Raw genomic sequence first — 15,071 nt, forward strand, 5'->3', positions numbered from 1 at the left:
TCAGGCGGTCGGCGTCGGCTCGGCGGCCCGGTCCAGCGGAGCCGGTGTGGTGCCGATGCCGGCGGCCCGGCGGGCCTCCCGACGGGCCACCCAGCCGTAGCCGAAGATGGCCATCACCGCGAAGAGCCACCACTGCACGACGTAGCCGAAGTTCTGCCAGTTGTTGGCGTGCCCTACCGGCACCGCCTTGAACACCGGATCGGCTGCCGGGGTCTGCTCGTCGAGCAGCAGGTACGCACCGTAGACCGGGTAGGGAAGCTCGCCGGCCAGCCGCGGCACACCGATCCGCCGGATCTCCAGCAGCCCGTCGCGCCGGGCCACCGCGCCGGCGCCGCTCTCGGTCTCGTGCACCCGGCCGACCACCGTCACGTCGCCGGTCGGCGCGGCCGGCACCGACGGCTGGGCGGTCGCCCCACCGGGCGCCGGCGGGATCCAGCCCCGGTCCACCAGCAGCGCCGTGCCGTCGGCGAGCACCAGAGGGGTGAGCACCTCGAAACCGACCCGGCTGTCCACCGTCCGGCCACGGACCAGCACTGTGTTCGTGGGGTCGTACCGGCCGGTGACGGTGACCCGGGTCCAGACCTTGTCCTCGGCGGGGGCCGGACCGGCCGTCCCCGCGCCGCCGGTGGGAGCGCGCAGCGCGTTGACGAGGGGCACGGGGGCCATCCGCTGGCCCGCGTCGATCCGCTCGTTGACCTCGGTGCGCCCCCGGTAGCGGTCCAGCTGCCAGTTGCCGAGGAACACCATGACGGCGGCCGCGACAAGGGTCAGCGCGAGAGCGCCCAGCCAGCGTGGGCTCAGCAGGAACCGGTACACGGCACCGAGGCTACTCGTATGACCGGCGCCACTGACCTGGACCGGGCCGGACCGGGCCGGGACCGACGCCCGGGGGCCCTGCCAGGGCCGGACCGGCTGCCCCGGTTGGCGGTGCTCGCGCCTTCGGCCGGGCGGGTATCGTCACGCCGACGGATCGGCCTCGGTCGTCCCGTCGCGTACCCGCCGCCGCTCGCGAGGAGTCGATGATGACCGTCGTGCCGCGCCTGGTGCTCAGCGCGCCGTCCTCCGGGCACGGTAAGAACGCGCTGGCGATCGGGCTGCTCGCCGCCCTGGCCGAGCGAGGGGTCGACGTTGCCGGGTTCAAGCTCGGGCCGGACCACGTCGACGCCGCGTACCTCGGCCTCGCCTCCGGTCGGCCGGGTCGGGTGATCGACCCCCGACTGGTCGGCCTCGACCGGATCGCCCCGCTGGTGGCGCACGGTGCCGCCGGTGCCGGGCTGGCCGTGGTGCAGGGCAGCATGGGGCTGTACGACTCGGTCGGTGGCCGTCCCGAGCAGGAGTCCACGGCCGCCGCGGCCGCCGCGCTGCGCAGCCCGGTGGTGCTCGTCGTCGACGTGGCCGCGATGGGTCAGTCGGTGGCGGCCCTGGTGCACGGTTTCCGCTCGTACGACGAGCAGCTGTGGCTCGGCGGGGTGATCCTCAACCGGGTGGCGTCGTCGCGGCACGAGGGGATGCTGCGCGAGGCGTTGGACGACGTGGGGGTGCCGGTCTACGGCGCGCTGCGTCGCCAGGACCTGCCGGCGGTGTTGCCGTCGCGGCGGCACGGTGTGGCACCGGTGGTCGACGACTCGGCCGACGCCGCCCGTGCGGTCCGCCGCCTGGGTGAGGCCGTCGCCGCCACTGTCGACCTGGAACGGCTGCTCGGGCTGGCCCGCTCCGCCCCGCCGCTGCTGGCGCCGGCTTGGTCTCCCGAGGAGGCCCTGGGCACGTTCACACCCCCGGCGAACCGCCCACTGGTGGCGGTGGCCGGTGGGCCGGGCGGCAGCTTCAGCCACCCGGAGACCACGGAGTTGCTCAGGGCGGCCGGCGCCGAGGTCGTCGTCGTCGACCCGCTGCGCGACGAGGCCCTGCCGGTCGGCACCCGCGCGCTGGTCGTCGGCGGCGCGCTGCCCGAGGCGTACGCCGAGCAGTTGTCGGCCAACCGCCGGCTCTGCATCGCGGTGGCCGAGTTGGCGCGGACCGGGCGTCCGGTGATCGCCGAGGGCGCCGGGCTGCTCTGGCTGGCCCGGGAGTTGGACGGGCTGCCGATGTGCGGTGTCCTGGACGCGGTCGGTATCAGCCGCGACGGGGCGGTGGCCGGCTACCGGGAGGCGACCGCCCAGACCGACAGCGTGGTGGCCGCCACCGGCACGGTGCTGGTCGGGCACAAGGCACACCGTGCGGTGCTCACCCCCCGCGCTGGTCAACGCCCGGCCTGGAGCTGGGACGGCGGCGCGCCGGAGGGCTTCGTCTGGCGCAACGTGCACGCCTCGCAGCTCACCCTGCACTGGGCGAGTCATCCGGCGACGGCGGCCCGGTTGGTCGCCGCGGCGGCGGCCGACCCGACGAGCGAGGTGGTACCCGCGCAGCCGGGCGAGGTGTCGGTGTGATCGGTCAGGTGGCGGTGCGCCGATTCCCGACGTTGACCGTTTCCACCCCGCGTACCGAGGTGCGTCAGCTCACGGCGGCCGACGCGGCGGCGGCCGGGGAGATCTTCGCCGACAAGCTGACCCGGCGTTGGCTGCCGCTGCCCGACGACTCCGGCCCGATCGACGGGCTGGCCTGGTGCACCGATCTGGCCCGGCAGCGGCGCGACAGCGGGGAGGGCGACCACTACGCGGTGCTCCGGCGGGAGGACGACCAGGTGGTGGGCTCGCTGTGGACGCGGCGCACCGACTGGGGCGCCCGCCTCACCGAGATCTCCTACGCGATGGCGGCGCACGCGCGTGGCTTCGGCTTCGCCGCCGAGGCGGTCGACGCGGTGGCCATCGCGCTGATCCTGGAGCACGGCTTCCAGCGGGTCGAGCTGCGGGTGGCCCCCGGCAACCTGGCCTCGCGCCGGGTCGCCGAGAAGGGCGGTTTCAGCTACGAGGGTCTGCTGCGCAACGCCGGGTTCGTCAGCGGCGGCCGGGTGGATCTGGAGCTGTGGTCGTTCGTCGCCGCCGACCTGCGTTGAGCCGCGCGCACCGACCTGCGACCCGTCAACCGACGATGGCGTCCGATGGTGGGGTGAACTGGCGGGTCGGGGTGCCCTTCAGGCCGTCGCGCAGGGTCTCCGAGACCGCCTTGATCGGGATCTGGGACTGCCCGTCACCGACCGCGTTGAACGGGTTGTCCGGGTCGGAGATGAAGCTGGCCGCGGCCAACTCCGGGGTGTAGCCCACGAACCAGGCCGATCGGGTGCTGTCTGTCGTACCGGTCTTGCCGGCCACCGGGCGTCCGACGGTGCCCCGCACGCTGTCGGCGGTGGACCAGCCGCCGCAGCTGCCGCGCGCCGGGGTGTCTCCGGTCGGGCAGCGGGCCGCGTCGGTGGCCGCCCGGGCGGCGTCCGCGCTCACCACCTGCCGGCAGCGCGGCTTGGCCACCTCACGGTGCAGACCGCCCGGGGTGGTGTACGTGGCGGGCGTACCGTCCCGGTTCATGATCGCTTGCACCGGGATGGCCTCGCAGTAGCGGCCGTCGGCCGCGATGGCGGCGTACGCGTTCGCCATCTCCAGCGGTGTGGCGTCGGAGACGCCCAGGGTGAACGCACCCCACTTCTTGGCCTTGTCCGGGGACGCGTGGTCCCGGTCGACGTCGGTGCGCCACCGCAGCCCGAGCTGTTCGGCCAACCGGACCGCCCGGTCCGCGCCGACCTTCTCCTCCAGCCACACGAAGTACGTGTTCACCGACTTGCCGAAGCCGGACCACATGGTCTGCTGACCGGACATGGCGCCGCTGGCGTTGGAGGGCGCCCAGCCGTCGTAGACCTCGGAGCGGTAGCGGTGTGGGGCGTTGAACGAGGTGGAGAGGGGCATCCCCGCGTCGAGCGCGGCCAGCATCGGGAACATCTTGAACGTCGAGCCGGCCTGGTAGCCGGCCAGGTCACCGCCGCCGAGCAGCGGTGCCACGGTGTTCGGGTAGTTGGCCTTCACCTTCGGCCCGGCCTCGGGGTTGGAGCTCTGCGGGTTCTCGGCCAGGTCCAGCGAGTACGTCCGGTTCACCGCCATGGCCTTCACCCGCCCGGTGCCCGGCTCGGAGACCACGATGCCGTTGGCGAACGGGCTGCCGGTGGCCTCCTTGGAGCCGACGTTCTTCTCGGCGGCCTCCTGGACCTTCGGGTCGAGACTGAGCACGATGCGGTAGCCGCCCCGGCGCAGGTTGTCCATCCGTTCCAGCCGGTTCGCCCCGAACGCGGGCTGCGCGCTCCACCAGTTCTTCAGGTAGTCGCAGGCGAAGCCCCAGCTGTTGTACTTCTCCGCCACCGCGGCGCAGTCGTGCGGTGGGGTGGTCAGCTTGAGTCGGATCGGCTCGGACTTGGCGGCGGCGGCCGAGTCGGGGGAGAGGTAGCCGAGTTGGCTCATCCGGTCCAGCACGTAGTTGCGCCGTCCGGTGGCCTCCTTCTGGTCGGAGTCGGCCGGGTCGTACTCGGAGGGGGACTTGACCAGTCCGGCGAGGGTGGCGGCCTCGACCGGGGTGAGGTCCTTCGGGGTCTTGGAGAAGAAGATCTCGCTGGCCGCGTAGATGCCGTACGCCCGGTGCCCGAAGTACGCCGAGTTCAGGTAACGCTCCATGATCTGTTCCTTGCTGATCTCCTTTTCCAGGTCCAGCGCCATCCGCATCTCCTTGACCTTGCGCAGGCTGGTCTGCTGGGTGGCTTCCTGGACCTCCTTGGGCGTGGTCGCGCTGTCCCGCAGGGCCATCCGGACGTACTGCATGGTCAGCGTCGAGGCGCCCTGGGAGCCGCCGGAGCGGGCGTTGGAGACGAAGGCCCGGGCCACGCCCTTCGGGTCGACGCCGTGGTGCTGGTAGAAGCGGGAATCCTCGGCGGCGACGATCGCCTGCTGGATGTTCGGCGACATGTCCGACAGCTTGGTGTACTGCCGGTACTCCTCGTAGAACATGGTCAGCACGGTCTTGCCGTCCGGGCCGTAGACGTACGAGGTCTCGGCGGGCAGGGCGGTCTTCAGCACCCGGGTCTTCTGGTCCACGGCGTGCGCGGTGGCCTTCGCGCCGAGCCCGGTGAGGGCGACCAGCGGGTAGGCGGCGGCGGCGATCACGATTCCGGCGATCAGTCCGGCGCGGAGGAGAGGGACGAGTCGACCAGCGGCAGCAAGGGGTCGGTTGCTCACCAGGTCAAGTTATGACATTTCCGATTCGTACATGAGAAGAACTCTTAAACCGGCGAGTGGTGACGCGGCTTACGCCGAGATCGACTGTCCCGCGGGCCACCTTCCCGGCAGGATCGCGGACATGTCTGATCAGCCGAGCACGGTCGCCCCACCCACCGGGGTCGAGCCGGACCTCGCCCACCACGGCGACGCGGAGGCGACCGCCGGCCTGATCGACCTCGCCGTCAATGTCCGTCGGGCGCGCCCGCCCGCCTGGCTGGCCGACCCGATCGCCGCGACCCTGACCGACCTGGCCCGCTATCCGGACCCGACGTCGGCCCGGGCGGCGGTCGCCGCCCGGCACCGCCGTCACCCGAACGAGGTGCTGCTCACCGCCGGCGCCGCCGAGGGCTTCGTGCTGATCGCCCAGGCGCTGCGCGGCGTTCGCCGCCCCGTGGTGGTGCACCCCCAGTTCACCGAGCCGGAGGCGGCGCTGCGGGCCGCCGGGCACCCGGTCGAGCGGGTGCTGCTCGACGCCGCCGACGACTTCCGGCTCGACCCGTCCCGGGTGCCCGCCGACGCCGACCTCGTGATGATCGGCAACCCGACGAACCCGACCTCGGTGCTGCACCCCGCCCAGACGGTGGCCGCGCTGGCCCGCCCCGGCCGGGTACTGGTGGTCGACGAGGCGTTCGCCGACACCACCATCGCTCCCGGGCACCCGGGCGAACCGGAGTCGCTGGCCGAACGCCGCGACTTGCCCGGGCTGCTCGTGGTGCGCAGCCTCACCAAGACGTGGGGCCTGGCCGGCCTGCGGATCGGCTACCTGCTCGGCGCCGCGGAACTGCTGTCCCGACTGGCCGCCGTCCAACCGCTCTGGGCCGTCTCCACGCCCGCGCTGGCGGCCGCGTCGGCCTGCGCCAGCACCGTCGCGGTCCAGGCCGAACGCGCGATCGCCGCCGATCTCGCCGCCGACCGCGACCACCTGGTCGCGCGCCTCACCGACCTGCCCGGTGTACGCGTCGTCGGCCGTCCCGCCAGCGCGTTCGTCCTGCTGCACCTGCCGGGCGCGACAGCGATCCGGGCCGCCCTGCGCGAGCGCGGCTGGGCGGTGCGCCGAGGCGACACGTTCCCCGGGCTCGGCCCGGACTGGCTGCGGGTGGCCGTACGCGACCGAAACACCACCGACGCGTTCATCGACGTGTTGCGCGAGATCATGGAGGCATGATGCTGGAGACCACGATCGCGGCGATCCGCCCGGCGGACGACGCGGCCATGGCAGCCGCCCGGGAGCTGCACGGCCGGCTGACCAAGCCGGCGGGCTCGCTGGGCGCGCTGGAGGAGCTTTCGGTACGCCTCGCCGGCCTGGCCGGAGCCTGCCCACCACCGCTGCCCGAGCCGGCCGCGGTGGCGATCTTCGCCGGCGACCACGGGGTGCACGCCCAGCGGGTGAGCCCCTGGCCGCAGGAGGTCACCGCGCAGATGATCGGCAATTTCCTGGCCGGTGGAGCGGTGGTCAACGCGTTCGCCCGGCAGGCGGGCGCCTCGGTCACAGTGGTCGACGTCGGAGTGGCCACCCCGCTGCCCACCGAACCGGCTGTGCTCGACTCGGCGGTGCTCGACCCGGCCGTGCCTCGGCTGGTTGTCGCGTCCGTCCGCCGGGGCACCCGCGACCTCACGGTGACCGCCGCGCTGACCCGGGACGAGGCGCTGGCGGCGGTGCAGACCGGCATCCGGATCGCCGACGAGCTGATCGACGCCGGCGCCGGCATCCTGCTCACCGGGGACATGGGCATCGGCAACACCACCCCGGCCGCCGTGCTGATCGCCGCGTTCACCGGCGCCGACCCGCTCGACACCACAGGTCGGGGCACCGGGGTCGACGACCCGACGTACGCGCGCAAGGTGGCGGTGGTGCGGGCCGCGCTGGCCCGGCACACCCCCGACCCGGCCGATCCGCTGGGGGTGCTGGCCGCCGTCGGTGGCCTGGAGCACGCCGCCCTGGCCGGGCTGATCCTGGGGGCCGCAGCGCGTCGCACGCCGGTGCTGCTGGACGGCGTGATCGCGGTCTCGGCCGCGCTCGCCGCCGCCGCGTTCGCCCCGGACGCGGTCTGCGCCATGGTCGCCGGTCACCGCTCGGCCGAGCCCGGTGCCACTGTCGCGTTGCGCCACCTCGGCCTCGACCCGCTGATCGACCTGGGGCTGCGCCTCGGCGAGGGCACCGGCGCGCTGCTGGCGTTGCCAGTGGTCACCGGCGCGGTCCGGGTGCTGCACGAGGTGGCCACCTTCGACTCCGCCGGGGTGGCCGAGAAGTGAGCCCGCGCAGCGAACGAGCCGTCCGCCCCGGTGGTGCGGCGTGACCTCCAATCCGTACCCCCTGGGTTTGCGGCTGCACGGGCGGCGGGTGGTCGTGGTGGGTGGCGGCGCGGTCGCCACCCGGCGGGTACCCGCGCTGCTGGACGCCGGTGCGGACGTCCTGCTGGTGGCCCCGGAGCTGACCCCGGCGCTGCGTGCCCGGGTCGACGCGGGTCGGCTGCACTGGGTGTCGCGCCGGTTCGTACCGGAGGACCTGGACGGCGCCTGGCTGGTCCAGGTCGCTGTCGACGACCCGATGGCTGCGGCTTCGGTGAGCGCCGTCGCCGCCGAACGGCGGATCTTCTGCGTCCGGGCCGACGACCGGACGGCCGCCACCGCCTGGACCCCGGCGGTGACCCGGCACGGCCCGGTCACAGTGGCGGTGCTCGGCGGCGGCGACCCCCGCCGGGCGATGACCGTCCGCGACGCCATTCGCGACCTGCTCGCCGTGCGCCTGGCGCCGGACGGGAACGCTCCGACGCCGAGCCGAGCCGACGCCTCGACCGGGACGACCGCTGGGCCGCGGGCCGGGCGGGTGGCGCTGGTCGGGGCGGGGCCGGGGGACCCGGAGCTGATCACAGTGAAGGGTTGGCGCCTGCTCACCGAGGCCGACGTGGTGGTCGCCGACCGCCTGGTACCCGGGCTGCTCCTGGACGAGCTGCGCCCCGACGTCGAGCTGGTGGACGCCTCGAAGATCCCCTACGGCCCGTCCCGGGCTCAGGAGGAGATCAACCAGATCCTGGTCGACCGGGCCCTGGCCGGCGCCTTCGTGGTGCGGCTCAAGGGCGGTGACCCGTACGTCTTCGGGCGCGGCGGCGAGGAGTTGTTGGCCTGCGCGGCGGCCGGCGTGCCGGTGACAGTGGTGCCCGGGGTGACCAGCTCCATCGCCGCGCCGGCCGCGGCCGGTATCCCGGTCACCCACCGGGGGGTGGCGCACGAGTTCACTGTGGTCTCCGGGCACCTGGCACCCGACGCGCCGGCCTCGCTGGTGCGCTGGGACGCCCTCGCCGGTCTGCACGGCACCCTGGTGATCCTGATGGGGCTGAAGAACCTCGCCGCCATCACGGCCACCCTGATCGCCCACGGACGATCGCCGCAGACGCCGGCCGCCGTCGTCCAGGAAGCCACGACGGGCACCCAGCGGGTCCTGCGGTCGACGCTGGGCGAGGTGGCCGCCGACCTGCTCGCCGCCGACCTCCGCCCGCCGGCCGTCGTCGTGGTGGGCGACGTGGTGGACGCGCTCGACAGCTGACAGGCGACCGAACGCGGCGGTAGATCTTGGACAGTCTCCGTTAGCTCGGCGGGCCCTCGTAACGGAAACCGTCCAAGATTGCCAGCTGCGGCGGTTGTCGGTGGCTGTCGACACAATGTCGACCATGCTCACCGTGAAGGATCCTCACGAGACGTGGCGAACGGAACTGCTCACACCGGTCGCGCTGCGGTGCGAACGCCCCGGCCTGACCACCACCTTCGAGGACCTCCCCTCGCGGTGGCGCAGTGCTCCGGTCCGGACTCTGAGGTGCACGGACGTGGACGGCTCCTGGGCCGTCCTGGTCACCGTGGTCCGTGGCTATCGCCAACAGGCAGGCGACTCGCTCGTCGGCAACGAGTTCGGCCGTGACCCGCACACCGCCTACGACCTGGACTCGCCCGGCGAGCTGGTGTACGAGGTGCAGGTGACCGAGGACGACGGGTCCGACGAGCCCGAGTTGCTGGAGTTCCGGCTCTTCGGCGACCCGCAGACGGCCGGGGCGGAGGTGCTGCGGTGGGCCGGGAAGAAGGCGGCGCACTCGGTCAGCCCGTTCGTGGAGCGGGCCGAGACACGGCAGCGCCGGGACCGTCGACAGTTCGACCATCGTCAGGCCAGTGCGGCATCGCCGCCGGTCCGGATCGGCGTGGTGCCGGACGAGGCCGCCGCCGACCTCGACGCCCTCGACAGGTCCGCGTTGTGCTGGCACTTCCCGCGCGGGAACACCGGCGCCTACCTGCGGTCCGCGGTGGTCGCACTGGCCGGCTACGGCGAGCAGCGGCCGCACCTGCGGGGCCGGTGGCTCACCGCACGGGTCGAGGGCGAGGAGTTGGTCATCGGCATCGACGACCTGATCCCGGCCAACCAGCGGCACCGCTGGGACAACGCCCGCTGGCTGTGGGACCGCCGCCAGGCGAACACCCCGGCAGGGCTTCGCTGGCAGGTCGATCGGGTCGAGCAGGCCGCCCCCGCGGTCACGGCCGTCCGCCGTGGCGCGTTGTCCGAGGCGCTGACCAACGCCGGGGTGGAGACGGATCCGGAGCTCGACGCGTTGCTGACCGGGGTGCCGTCCCGGCTCTCCGACGCCGAACTCACCCCGACCTGGGTGGCGAACCTGTACCGCGGTCTCGCCGACCTCGCGCCCTGGCGGCTGGACGCGGCGTACCGAGGTTGGCGTGACGCCCGGCGAGCGCAGGGGCTTCCCGTCCGGGACCCGGTGGTCCTGTTCGGCCTCGGCGGCGTCGGCGCGGCCCGTAAACCGAAGCTCGCGCTCGACCACACCGGCGGCGCCCCACTGCTGTGCGTGATCCACACCGGCAGCAGCGCGGTGCTGCCGTACGTGCACTGGACGGTGCCCACCGACCTCGGTGCTCACCTGAACGGGTGGCAACCGAGCCTGCCGTACCCGCAGTGACTGACGGGGCCGGAGCGTGTGCTCCGGCCCCGTCACACGAGCTGTCGAACTACTGCTTGAGCATGTTGTCCAGCAGCAGGGCGCAGCGGATCAGACCGAGGTGGCTGTACGCCTGCGGGTGGTTGCCCAGGCCGCGCTCGGCGAGCGGGTCGTACTGCTCGGGGAGCAGGCCGGTCGGGCCGGCGGTCAGCACCATCTGCGCGAACAGTTCCTCGGCGTCGGTGCGGCGGCCGGTGCGCAGGTACGCCTCGATCAGCCACGCCGTGCAAATGTGGAAACCGCCCTCACGGCCGGGCAGGCCGTCGTCCCAGTGGTAGCGGTAGACGACCGGGCCGCTGCGCAGGTCCGCCTCGATCCTTAGGACTGTGGACAGGAAGCGCGGGTCGTCACCCGGGAGCAGGCCGGAGAGCCCGATCCAGAGCGACGAGGCGTCCATGTCCTCGTCCCCGTACGCGACGCTGTACGCCTCGACGTCGGAGTGCCAACCGTGCTCCAGCACGTTGGCGCCGATCCGGTCGCGCAGGTCCTTCCACTCGGGCCGGTCCTCGCCGCCGTGCTCGCGCATGACGTGCAGCGCGCGGTCGACTGTCATCCAGCACATCACCTTGGAGAAGACGTGGTGCCGGGGTGGCAGCCGGGCCTCCCAGATGCCGTGATCGGGCTCGTGCCAGCGGCGGCGGACCGCCTCGACCATGTTCTCCAGGACCCGCCACTCGTCGTCGCGGACCGAACCGCGAGCGTCGGCGACGGCAGCGATCAGGTCGGCGATCGGGCCGAAGACGTCCAGCTGCAACTGGTGGTTGGCGAGGTTGCCGACCCGGACCGGCCGGGAGCCGGCGTACCCGGGCAGTGTGTCGATGACCGCTTCGGCGCCCAGTTCGTAGCCGTCGATGGTGTAGAGCGGGTGCAGCCGCTCCGGGTGCCCGCCGGTGCGTTCGATGCAGCCGTCCACCCAGCGCAGCAGCGCCTCGGCCTCCCCGACGGAGCCCAGGTCGACAAGTGCGCGGGCGGTCAGCGCGGCGTCGCGCAGCCAGCAGTAGCGGTAGTCCCAGTTGCGGACGCCGCCCAGCTCCTCGGGGAGCGAGGTGGTCGCCGCGGCCAGGATCGAGCCGGTGGCCTCGTGGCAGAGCCCCCGCAGGGTGAGGGCGCTGCGCGCGACCAGGTCACGGGCGGTGGACGGCAGCCGCAGCGAGGCCACCCAGTCCTTCCACGGCTGCTCGGCGGCGGCCTGCCGCTCGTGGACCGGCACCCGGTGGTGCTCCAGGCTGTGCGTGCCGAAGCGCAGCTCCAACACGACCTGGCCACCGGCGGCGGAGAGGTCGACGATCGCCTTGGCGGTCTCGTACCCGCCGTCGTTGCCGACCTCCCACTCCACACCGGGGGCGTAGAGCGCGACCGGCTCGTTGGAGCCGAGCACCAGCAGGCCGTCGCCGATCGGCTGCAACTGCACGGCGACCTGACCGAACTCGGGCCTCGGCGCGAACTCCACCTTGGCCTTGCCGCCGCCGGTCAGCACCCGGACCAGTGTCGAGTCACCGGTGATGACCGCCGGGCTGTCGTCCGGAGTGGTCTCGCGGCTCGGCTTGTCCAGCCAGTCGGTGACGGTGAGCCCGGACCACCGGGTCTCCACGGTCATCGTGCCGGAGCGGTAGCGCTGGCCCAGCGGGATGCCGCCACGTTCCGGGGCGATGCTGAAGTGGCCGGCCGGGCTGCCGCCGACCAGGTCGGCGAAGATCGCGGCCGAGTCCGGCTTGGGGTGGCAGAGCCAGCTCACCTTGGCCTCGGGGGTGAGCAGAGCGACGGTACGACCGTTGGCCAGCATGGAGTGCCGTTCGATCGGCACCGCCCGCTCACCGAAGAGCCAGTGCCGCCGGGTCTCCAGCAGCAGCGCCAGCGCGCGGGCGGCCTCCAGCGGGTCGGCGACCCGATAGCTGGCCTTGGTGTCCCCCGGGCCGATCTTGATGCCGAGGTCGGGTCCGTGCAGGTGACCGAACGCGTTCTCGTCGGTGATGTCGTCGCCGATGAACAGCACAGCGCTGGAGGCGAGCTGGGTCCGCAGCTGGTCGAGTGCGGTGCCCTTGTGGGTGGCCACCACGGAGAGCTCGATGACCTCCTTGCCCTGGGTCACCGTGACGCCGTCGAAGGTGGCCGGACCGTTGCGGACCGCCTCGATGGCGGCGGCGGCGATCTGCGGGTCGACCCCTCGGGTGTGCACGGCGACGCTGGCCGGCTTGCGTTCCAGCCGGATGCCCGGGTGCGCGGCGGCGATGTCGCGCAGCGCGTTGCGCACCTGCTGGCGCACCGCGACCAGCTCGGGGGAGAGCCGCTCGACGAAGCCGATGTCGAATTCGGAGCCGTGGCTGCCGACGAGGTGCACCTCGCTGGGCAGCCGCGAGAGGGCGGCCAGGTCGCGCAGCGCCCGACCGGAGACCACCGCCACTGTGGTCTGCGGCAGCGCGGCGAGCGCGCGGACCGCGGCTACCGACTCGGGCAGCGGGACGGCCGTGCTTGGGTCCTCCACGATCGGCGCCAGCGTGCCGTCATAGTCGCAGGCGACCAGGAGCTGGGGGACCCGGGCGATCCGGCCGATGGCGGAACGCAACTCAGGGTCCATGACCCCGGTGGCGGTTGCCGCCCCATCGTTGACGGACGTGTTCACTCGGCCTCCGCCTCGGGAACTCCGAGCTCCGAGAGGAAAGACTTGGCCCAGTGGCCCACGTCGTGGGTACGCAGGTGACGTTGCATTGTCCGCATCCGGCGGCGTGCCTCGGTTTTCTCCACGTGCACTGCCCGGAGGAGGGCGTCCTTGACCGCGTCCGGGTCGTGCGGGTTACACAAAAATGCCTGGCGAAGCTCGGTGGCGGCACCGGCGAACTCACTGAGTACGAGCGCGCCACCCTGGTCGCCACGTGATGCTACGTATTCCTTCGCCACGAGGTTCATTCCGTCTCGAAGCGGGGTCACCATCATCACGTCGGCAGCAACGTACATCGCCGCCAGCTCACTGCGACTGTACGACTGATGGAGGTAATGGACCGCCGGCACGCCGACCCTGCCGAACTCGCCGTTGATCCGACCGACCTCGCGCTCCACCTTCACCCGTAGTGCCTGGTAGTGCTCCACGCGCTCGCGGCTGGGCGTGGCGACCTGAACCATGACCGCGTCGGGAACTGTCAACTTTCCGTCAGCCAGCAGCTCCCGGAAGGCCTTGAGGCGCAACTCGATGCCCTTGGTGTAATCCAGCCGGTCCACGCCCAGAATTATCGTCTTCGGGTCGCCCAGCTCGGCGCGAATCTGCTTGGCCCGGGCCTGGATCGCCGGATCGGCGGCCATCCGTTCCATCTCCCGGGTGTCGATCGAGATGGGGAAGGCACCGGCCTTCACCTGCCGACCGTCGACCTGGATCATCTGCCCCTCGTAGCGCAGCCCGAGCAGGTGCCGGGCCAGCCGGACGAAGTTCTGCGCGGCCAGCCGCTGCTGGAAACCGACCAGGTCGGCGCCGAGCAGACCGCGCAGGATCTCGGTGCGGAACGGCATCTGCATGAACAGCTCGATGGGCGGGAACGGGATGTGCAGGAAGAACCCGATCCGCAGGTCCGGGCGGAGCTCACGGAGCATCGCCGGCACCAACTGGAGCTGGTAGTCCTGCACCCAGACCGTCGCGCCCTCGGCCGCCACGTCGGCTGCGGCCTCCGCGAACCGGGCGTTGACCAGGCGGTACGCCTCTCGCCACCGGCGCTTGTAGGCCGGCGTCTCCACAGCGTCGTGGTAGAGCGGCCAGATCGTCGCGTTTGACTGGCCCTCGTAGTAGCGCTCCAGCTCCTCGGCGCTGAGCGGGACCGGGTGCAGCCGGATCCCCTCCAGGTCGAACGGCTCGGGGGCCGCGCCGGTGCCACCGGCCCAGCCGACCCAGGTGCCCTTGTGTTCGGCGAGTACGGGATGCAGCGCGGTGACCAGCCCGCCAGGGCTGCGTCGCCACTGCCGGCCCTCGGGTGTGCTCACCTCGTCGACCGGCAGACGGTTCGCCACTACGACAAAGGAGCTACGGACGGTCACGATCGGCCACCTCCGGGTACTGACGGGTCCACCGCGATGAGCGTACTGAGCGTAGCTGCGGCGTCTTGTGCCCCGTGCCGGAGTCTCCTACCCGCCTCGGACGTGCCGAAATCCCGAGGGTGATCTTGTCGACACCCGGCCGGTCAGAGGTCGATGATCGGCCATTCCTTCGGCAGCACCTCGCCGAGCAACTCCCGCCGATCCGTCATGATCGGCACGAGGGGGTGGGCGGCGACGTCCATTGCCAACTGGGCCAGGTCCGTGTGCCCGGCCATGCGGCGTGACCATCCGCCGAGGAAGGAGCACATGTTCGGCTCGACCGGGGTTACCCGGATGTGCGGCAACGCGGCGAGCACTTCGAGCATCTCCCACTGACCGGGAGTGGCCTCCTGGTGCGCTCGGACGAGGCAGAGTGCCGGCACCAGCACGTTCACTCCATAGTCAGCGGCCTCCGCGATGCGGTGACCGACATCCCGTTCCGACGACGAATAGGCCAGCAGGGCAGTCGCATCCAGCGCCAGGCCGTAGGCCGTCACCGGCTGGCTCGCGCGCGGGCCGCCAAGACCTCCGCCTGGAGCTGGGCCGCCTGTTCGCGCAGTTCGGGGGTGATGCTCGCCCGCAACTGCTCCATCTCGGCGTGGACCCGCGCCACACCCTCGTCGGTGATTTCGAAACCAACACGACGGAGGATCTCCCGGGTCTTCTCCCCGGCCACCCGCCGTCGCAGAGACTCCGCGACGTAGGCGGAGGCATTCGGCTCCTCGGCCAGCCTGTCGGCGAGCTCGTCGGGCAGGCTGATGGTGATCTTTTTGGTCATACCTAAACCGTAATTTGCCTTACCGGGTTGGGCAAGGAGGCGCGCCCCGCGTAC

The 15,071-nt window shown here is 72.4% G+C and carries 12 protein-coding genes; 6 read left to right on the forward strand and 6 right to left on the reverse strand.

The annotated features are described in order from the left end of the window. Positions 1 to 816 carry an SURF1 family protein gene (locus tag ACLJOK_RS31845; RefSeq protein WP_410822160.1) on the reverse strand — a complete coding sequence of 272 codons (816 nt, stop codon included), beginning with the start codon at positions 814 to 816 and terminating at the stop codon, positions 1 to 3. A 206-nt stretch (positions 817 to 1,022) separates the two neighbouring features. On the opposite strand from ACLJOK_RS31845, the gene ACLJOK_RS31850 reads away from it, so the two are divergent. Continuing rightward, complete coding sequence (locus tag ACLJOK_RS31850) at positions 1,023 to 2,426, forward strand: cobyrinate a,c-diamide synthase (protein WP_410822161.1); 1,404 nt, start codon at positions 1,023 to 1,025, stop codon at positions 2,424 to 2,426. After that, entirely contained in the window at positions 2,423 to 2,992 is a 570-nt protein-coding gene (locus ACLJOK_RS31855) for a GNAT family N-acetyltransferase (RefSeq protein ID WP_238685465.1), read from the forward strand. The genes ACLJOK_RS31850 and ACLJOK_RS31855 overlap by 4 nt, the downstream gene beginning before the upstream one ends. A gap of 25 nt (positions 2,993 to 3,017) precedes the next feature. Here the strand turns inward: ACLJOK_RS31855 and ACLJOK_RS31860 are convergent, their stop codons facing one another. Further along, entirely contained in the window at positions 3,018 to 5,147 is a 2,130-nt protein-coding gene (locus tag ACLJOK_RS31860) for a transglycosylase domain-containing protein (protein WP_410822162.1), read from the reverse strand. Between the two features lie 121 nt (positions 5,148 to 5,268). Here ACLJOK_RS31860 and cobC point away from each other — a divergent pair, with 121 nt between their 5' ends. The 4 genes from cobC (at position 5,269) to ACLJOK_RS31880 (ending at position 10,144) form a co-directional block, all read left to right on the forward strand. Beyond that, complete coding sequence (cobC, locus tag ACLJOK_RS31865) at positions 5,269 to 6,354, forward strand: Rv2231c family pyridoxal phosphate-dependent protein CobC (protein ID WP_410822163.1); 1,086 nt, start codon at positions 5,269 to 5,271, stop codon at positions 6,352 to 6,354. Beyond that, positions 6,354 to 7,442, forward strand: a complete 1,089-nt coding sequence (gene cobT, locus ACLJOK_RS31870; protein WP_410822238.1) for a nicotinate-nucleotide--dimethylbenzimidazole phosphoribosyltransferase — start codon at positions 6,354 to 6,356, stop codon at positions 7,440 to 7,442. The genes cobC and cobT overlap by 1 nt, the downstream gene beginning before the upstream one ends. 40 nt (positions 7,443 to 7,482) lie before the next feature. Beyond that, on the forward strand, positions 7,483 to 8,733 hold the full coding sequence (cobA, locus tag ACLJOK_RS31875) for a uroporphyrinogen-III C-methyltransferase (protein WP_410822164.1): 1,251 nt from the start codon (positions 7,483 to 7,485) through the stop codon (positions 8,731 to 8,733). Between the two features lie 124 nt (positions 8,734 to 8,857). After that, positions 8,858 to 10,144 (forward strand): hypothetical protein, encoded by a 1,287-nt coding sequence (locus tag ACLJOK_RS31880; protein WP_410822165.1) that lies wholly within the window; start codon positions 8,858 to 8,860, stop codon positions 10,142 to 10,144. A gap of 49 nt (positions 10,145 to 10,193) precedes the next feature. Here ACLJOK_RS31880 and otsB read toward each other — a convergent pair whose 3' ends face one another. The 4 genes from otsB to ACLJOK_RS31900 all read right to left on the reverse strand — a co-directional run bounded on the left by otsB (position 10,194) and on the right by ACLJOK_RS31900 (position 15,017). Then, complete coding sequence (gene otsB, locus ACLJOK_RS31885) at positions 10,194 to 12,758, reverse strand: trehalose-phosphatase (protein WP_410822239.1); 2,565 nt, start codon at positions 12,756 to 12,758, stop codon at positions 10,194 to 10,196. Between the two features lie 41 nt (positions 12,759 to 12,799). Then, positions 12,800 to 14,200, reverse strand: coding sequence for a trehalose-6-phosphate synthase (locus ACLJOK_RS31890; protein WP_410822166.1), 1,401 nt, complete (start codon positions 14,198 to 14,200; stop codon positions 12,800 to 12,802). 143 nt (positions 14,201 to 14,343) lie between these two features. After that, the gene (locus ACLJOK_RS31895) at positions 14,344 to 14,736 is read right to left on the reverse strand and encodes a hypothetical protein (protein ID WP_410822167.1); all 393 of its coding nucleotides are present in this window, start codon (positions 14,734 to 14,736) and stop codon (positions 14,344 to 14,346) included. Continuing rightward, positions 14,733 to 15,017 carry a hypothetical protein gene (locus tag ACLJOK_RS31900; protein WP_145779324.1) on the reverse strand — a complete coding sequence of 95 codons (285 nt, stop codon included), beginning with the start codon at positions 15,015 to 15,017 and terminating at the stop codon, positions 14,733 to 14,735. Before ACLJOK_RS31900 ends, ACLJOK_RS31895 begins: the two co-directional genes overlap by 4 nt. Between the last annotated feature and the right edge of the window lie 54 nt (positions 15,018 to 15,071).

Source organism: Micromonospora sp. 050-3 (assembly GCF_046549335.1).
Lineage (GTDB): Bacteria > Actinomycetota > Actinomycetes > Mycobacteriales > Micromonosporaceae > Micromonospora > Micromonospora trifolii.

Excerpts from the sequence above, each read along its gene's own strand:
- cobC (WP_410822163.1), top strand. The coding sequence starts at position 5,269 with ATGTCTGATCAGCCGAGCACGGTCGCCCCACCCACCGGGGTCGAGCCG.
- otsB (WP_410822239.1), bottom strand. The coding sequence starts at position 12,758 with ATGGACCCTGAGTTGCGTTCCGCCATCGGCCGGATCGCCCGGGTCCCC.
- ACLJOK_RS31850 (WP_410822161.1), top strand. The coding sequence starts at position 1,023 with ATGACCGTCGTGCCGCGCCTGGTGCTCAGCGCGCCGTCCTCCGGGCAC.
- ACLJOK_RS31880 (WP_410822165.1), top strand. The coding sequence starts at position 8,858 with ATGCTCACCGTGAAGGATCCTCACGAGACGTGGCGAACGGAACTGCTC.
- ACLJOK_RS31900 (WP_145779324.1), bottom strand. The coding sequence starts at position 15,017 with ATGACCAAAAAGATCACCATCAGCCTGCCCGACGAGCTCGCCGACAGG.
- cobT (WP_410822238.1), top strand. The coding sequence starts at position 6,354 with ATGCTGGAGACCACGATCGCGGCGATCCGCCCGGCGGACGACGCGGCC.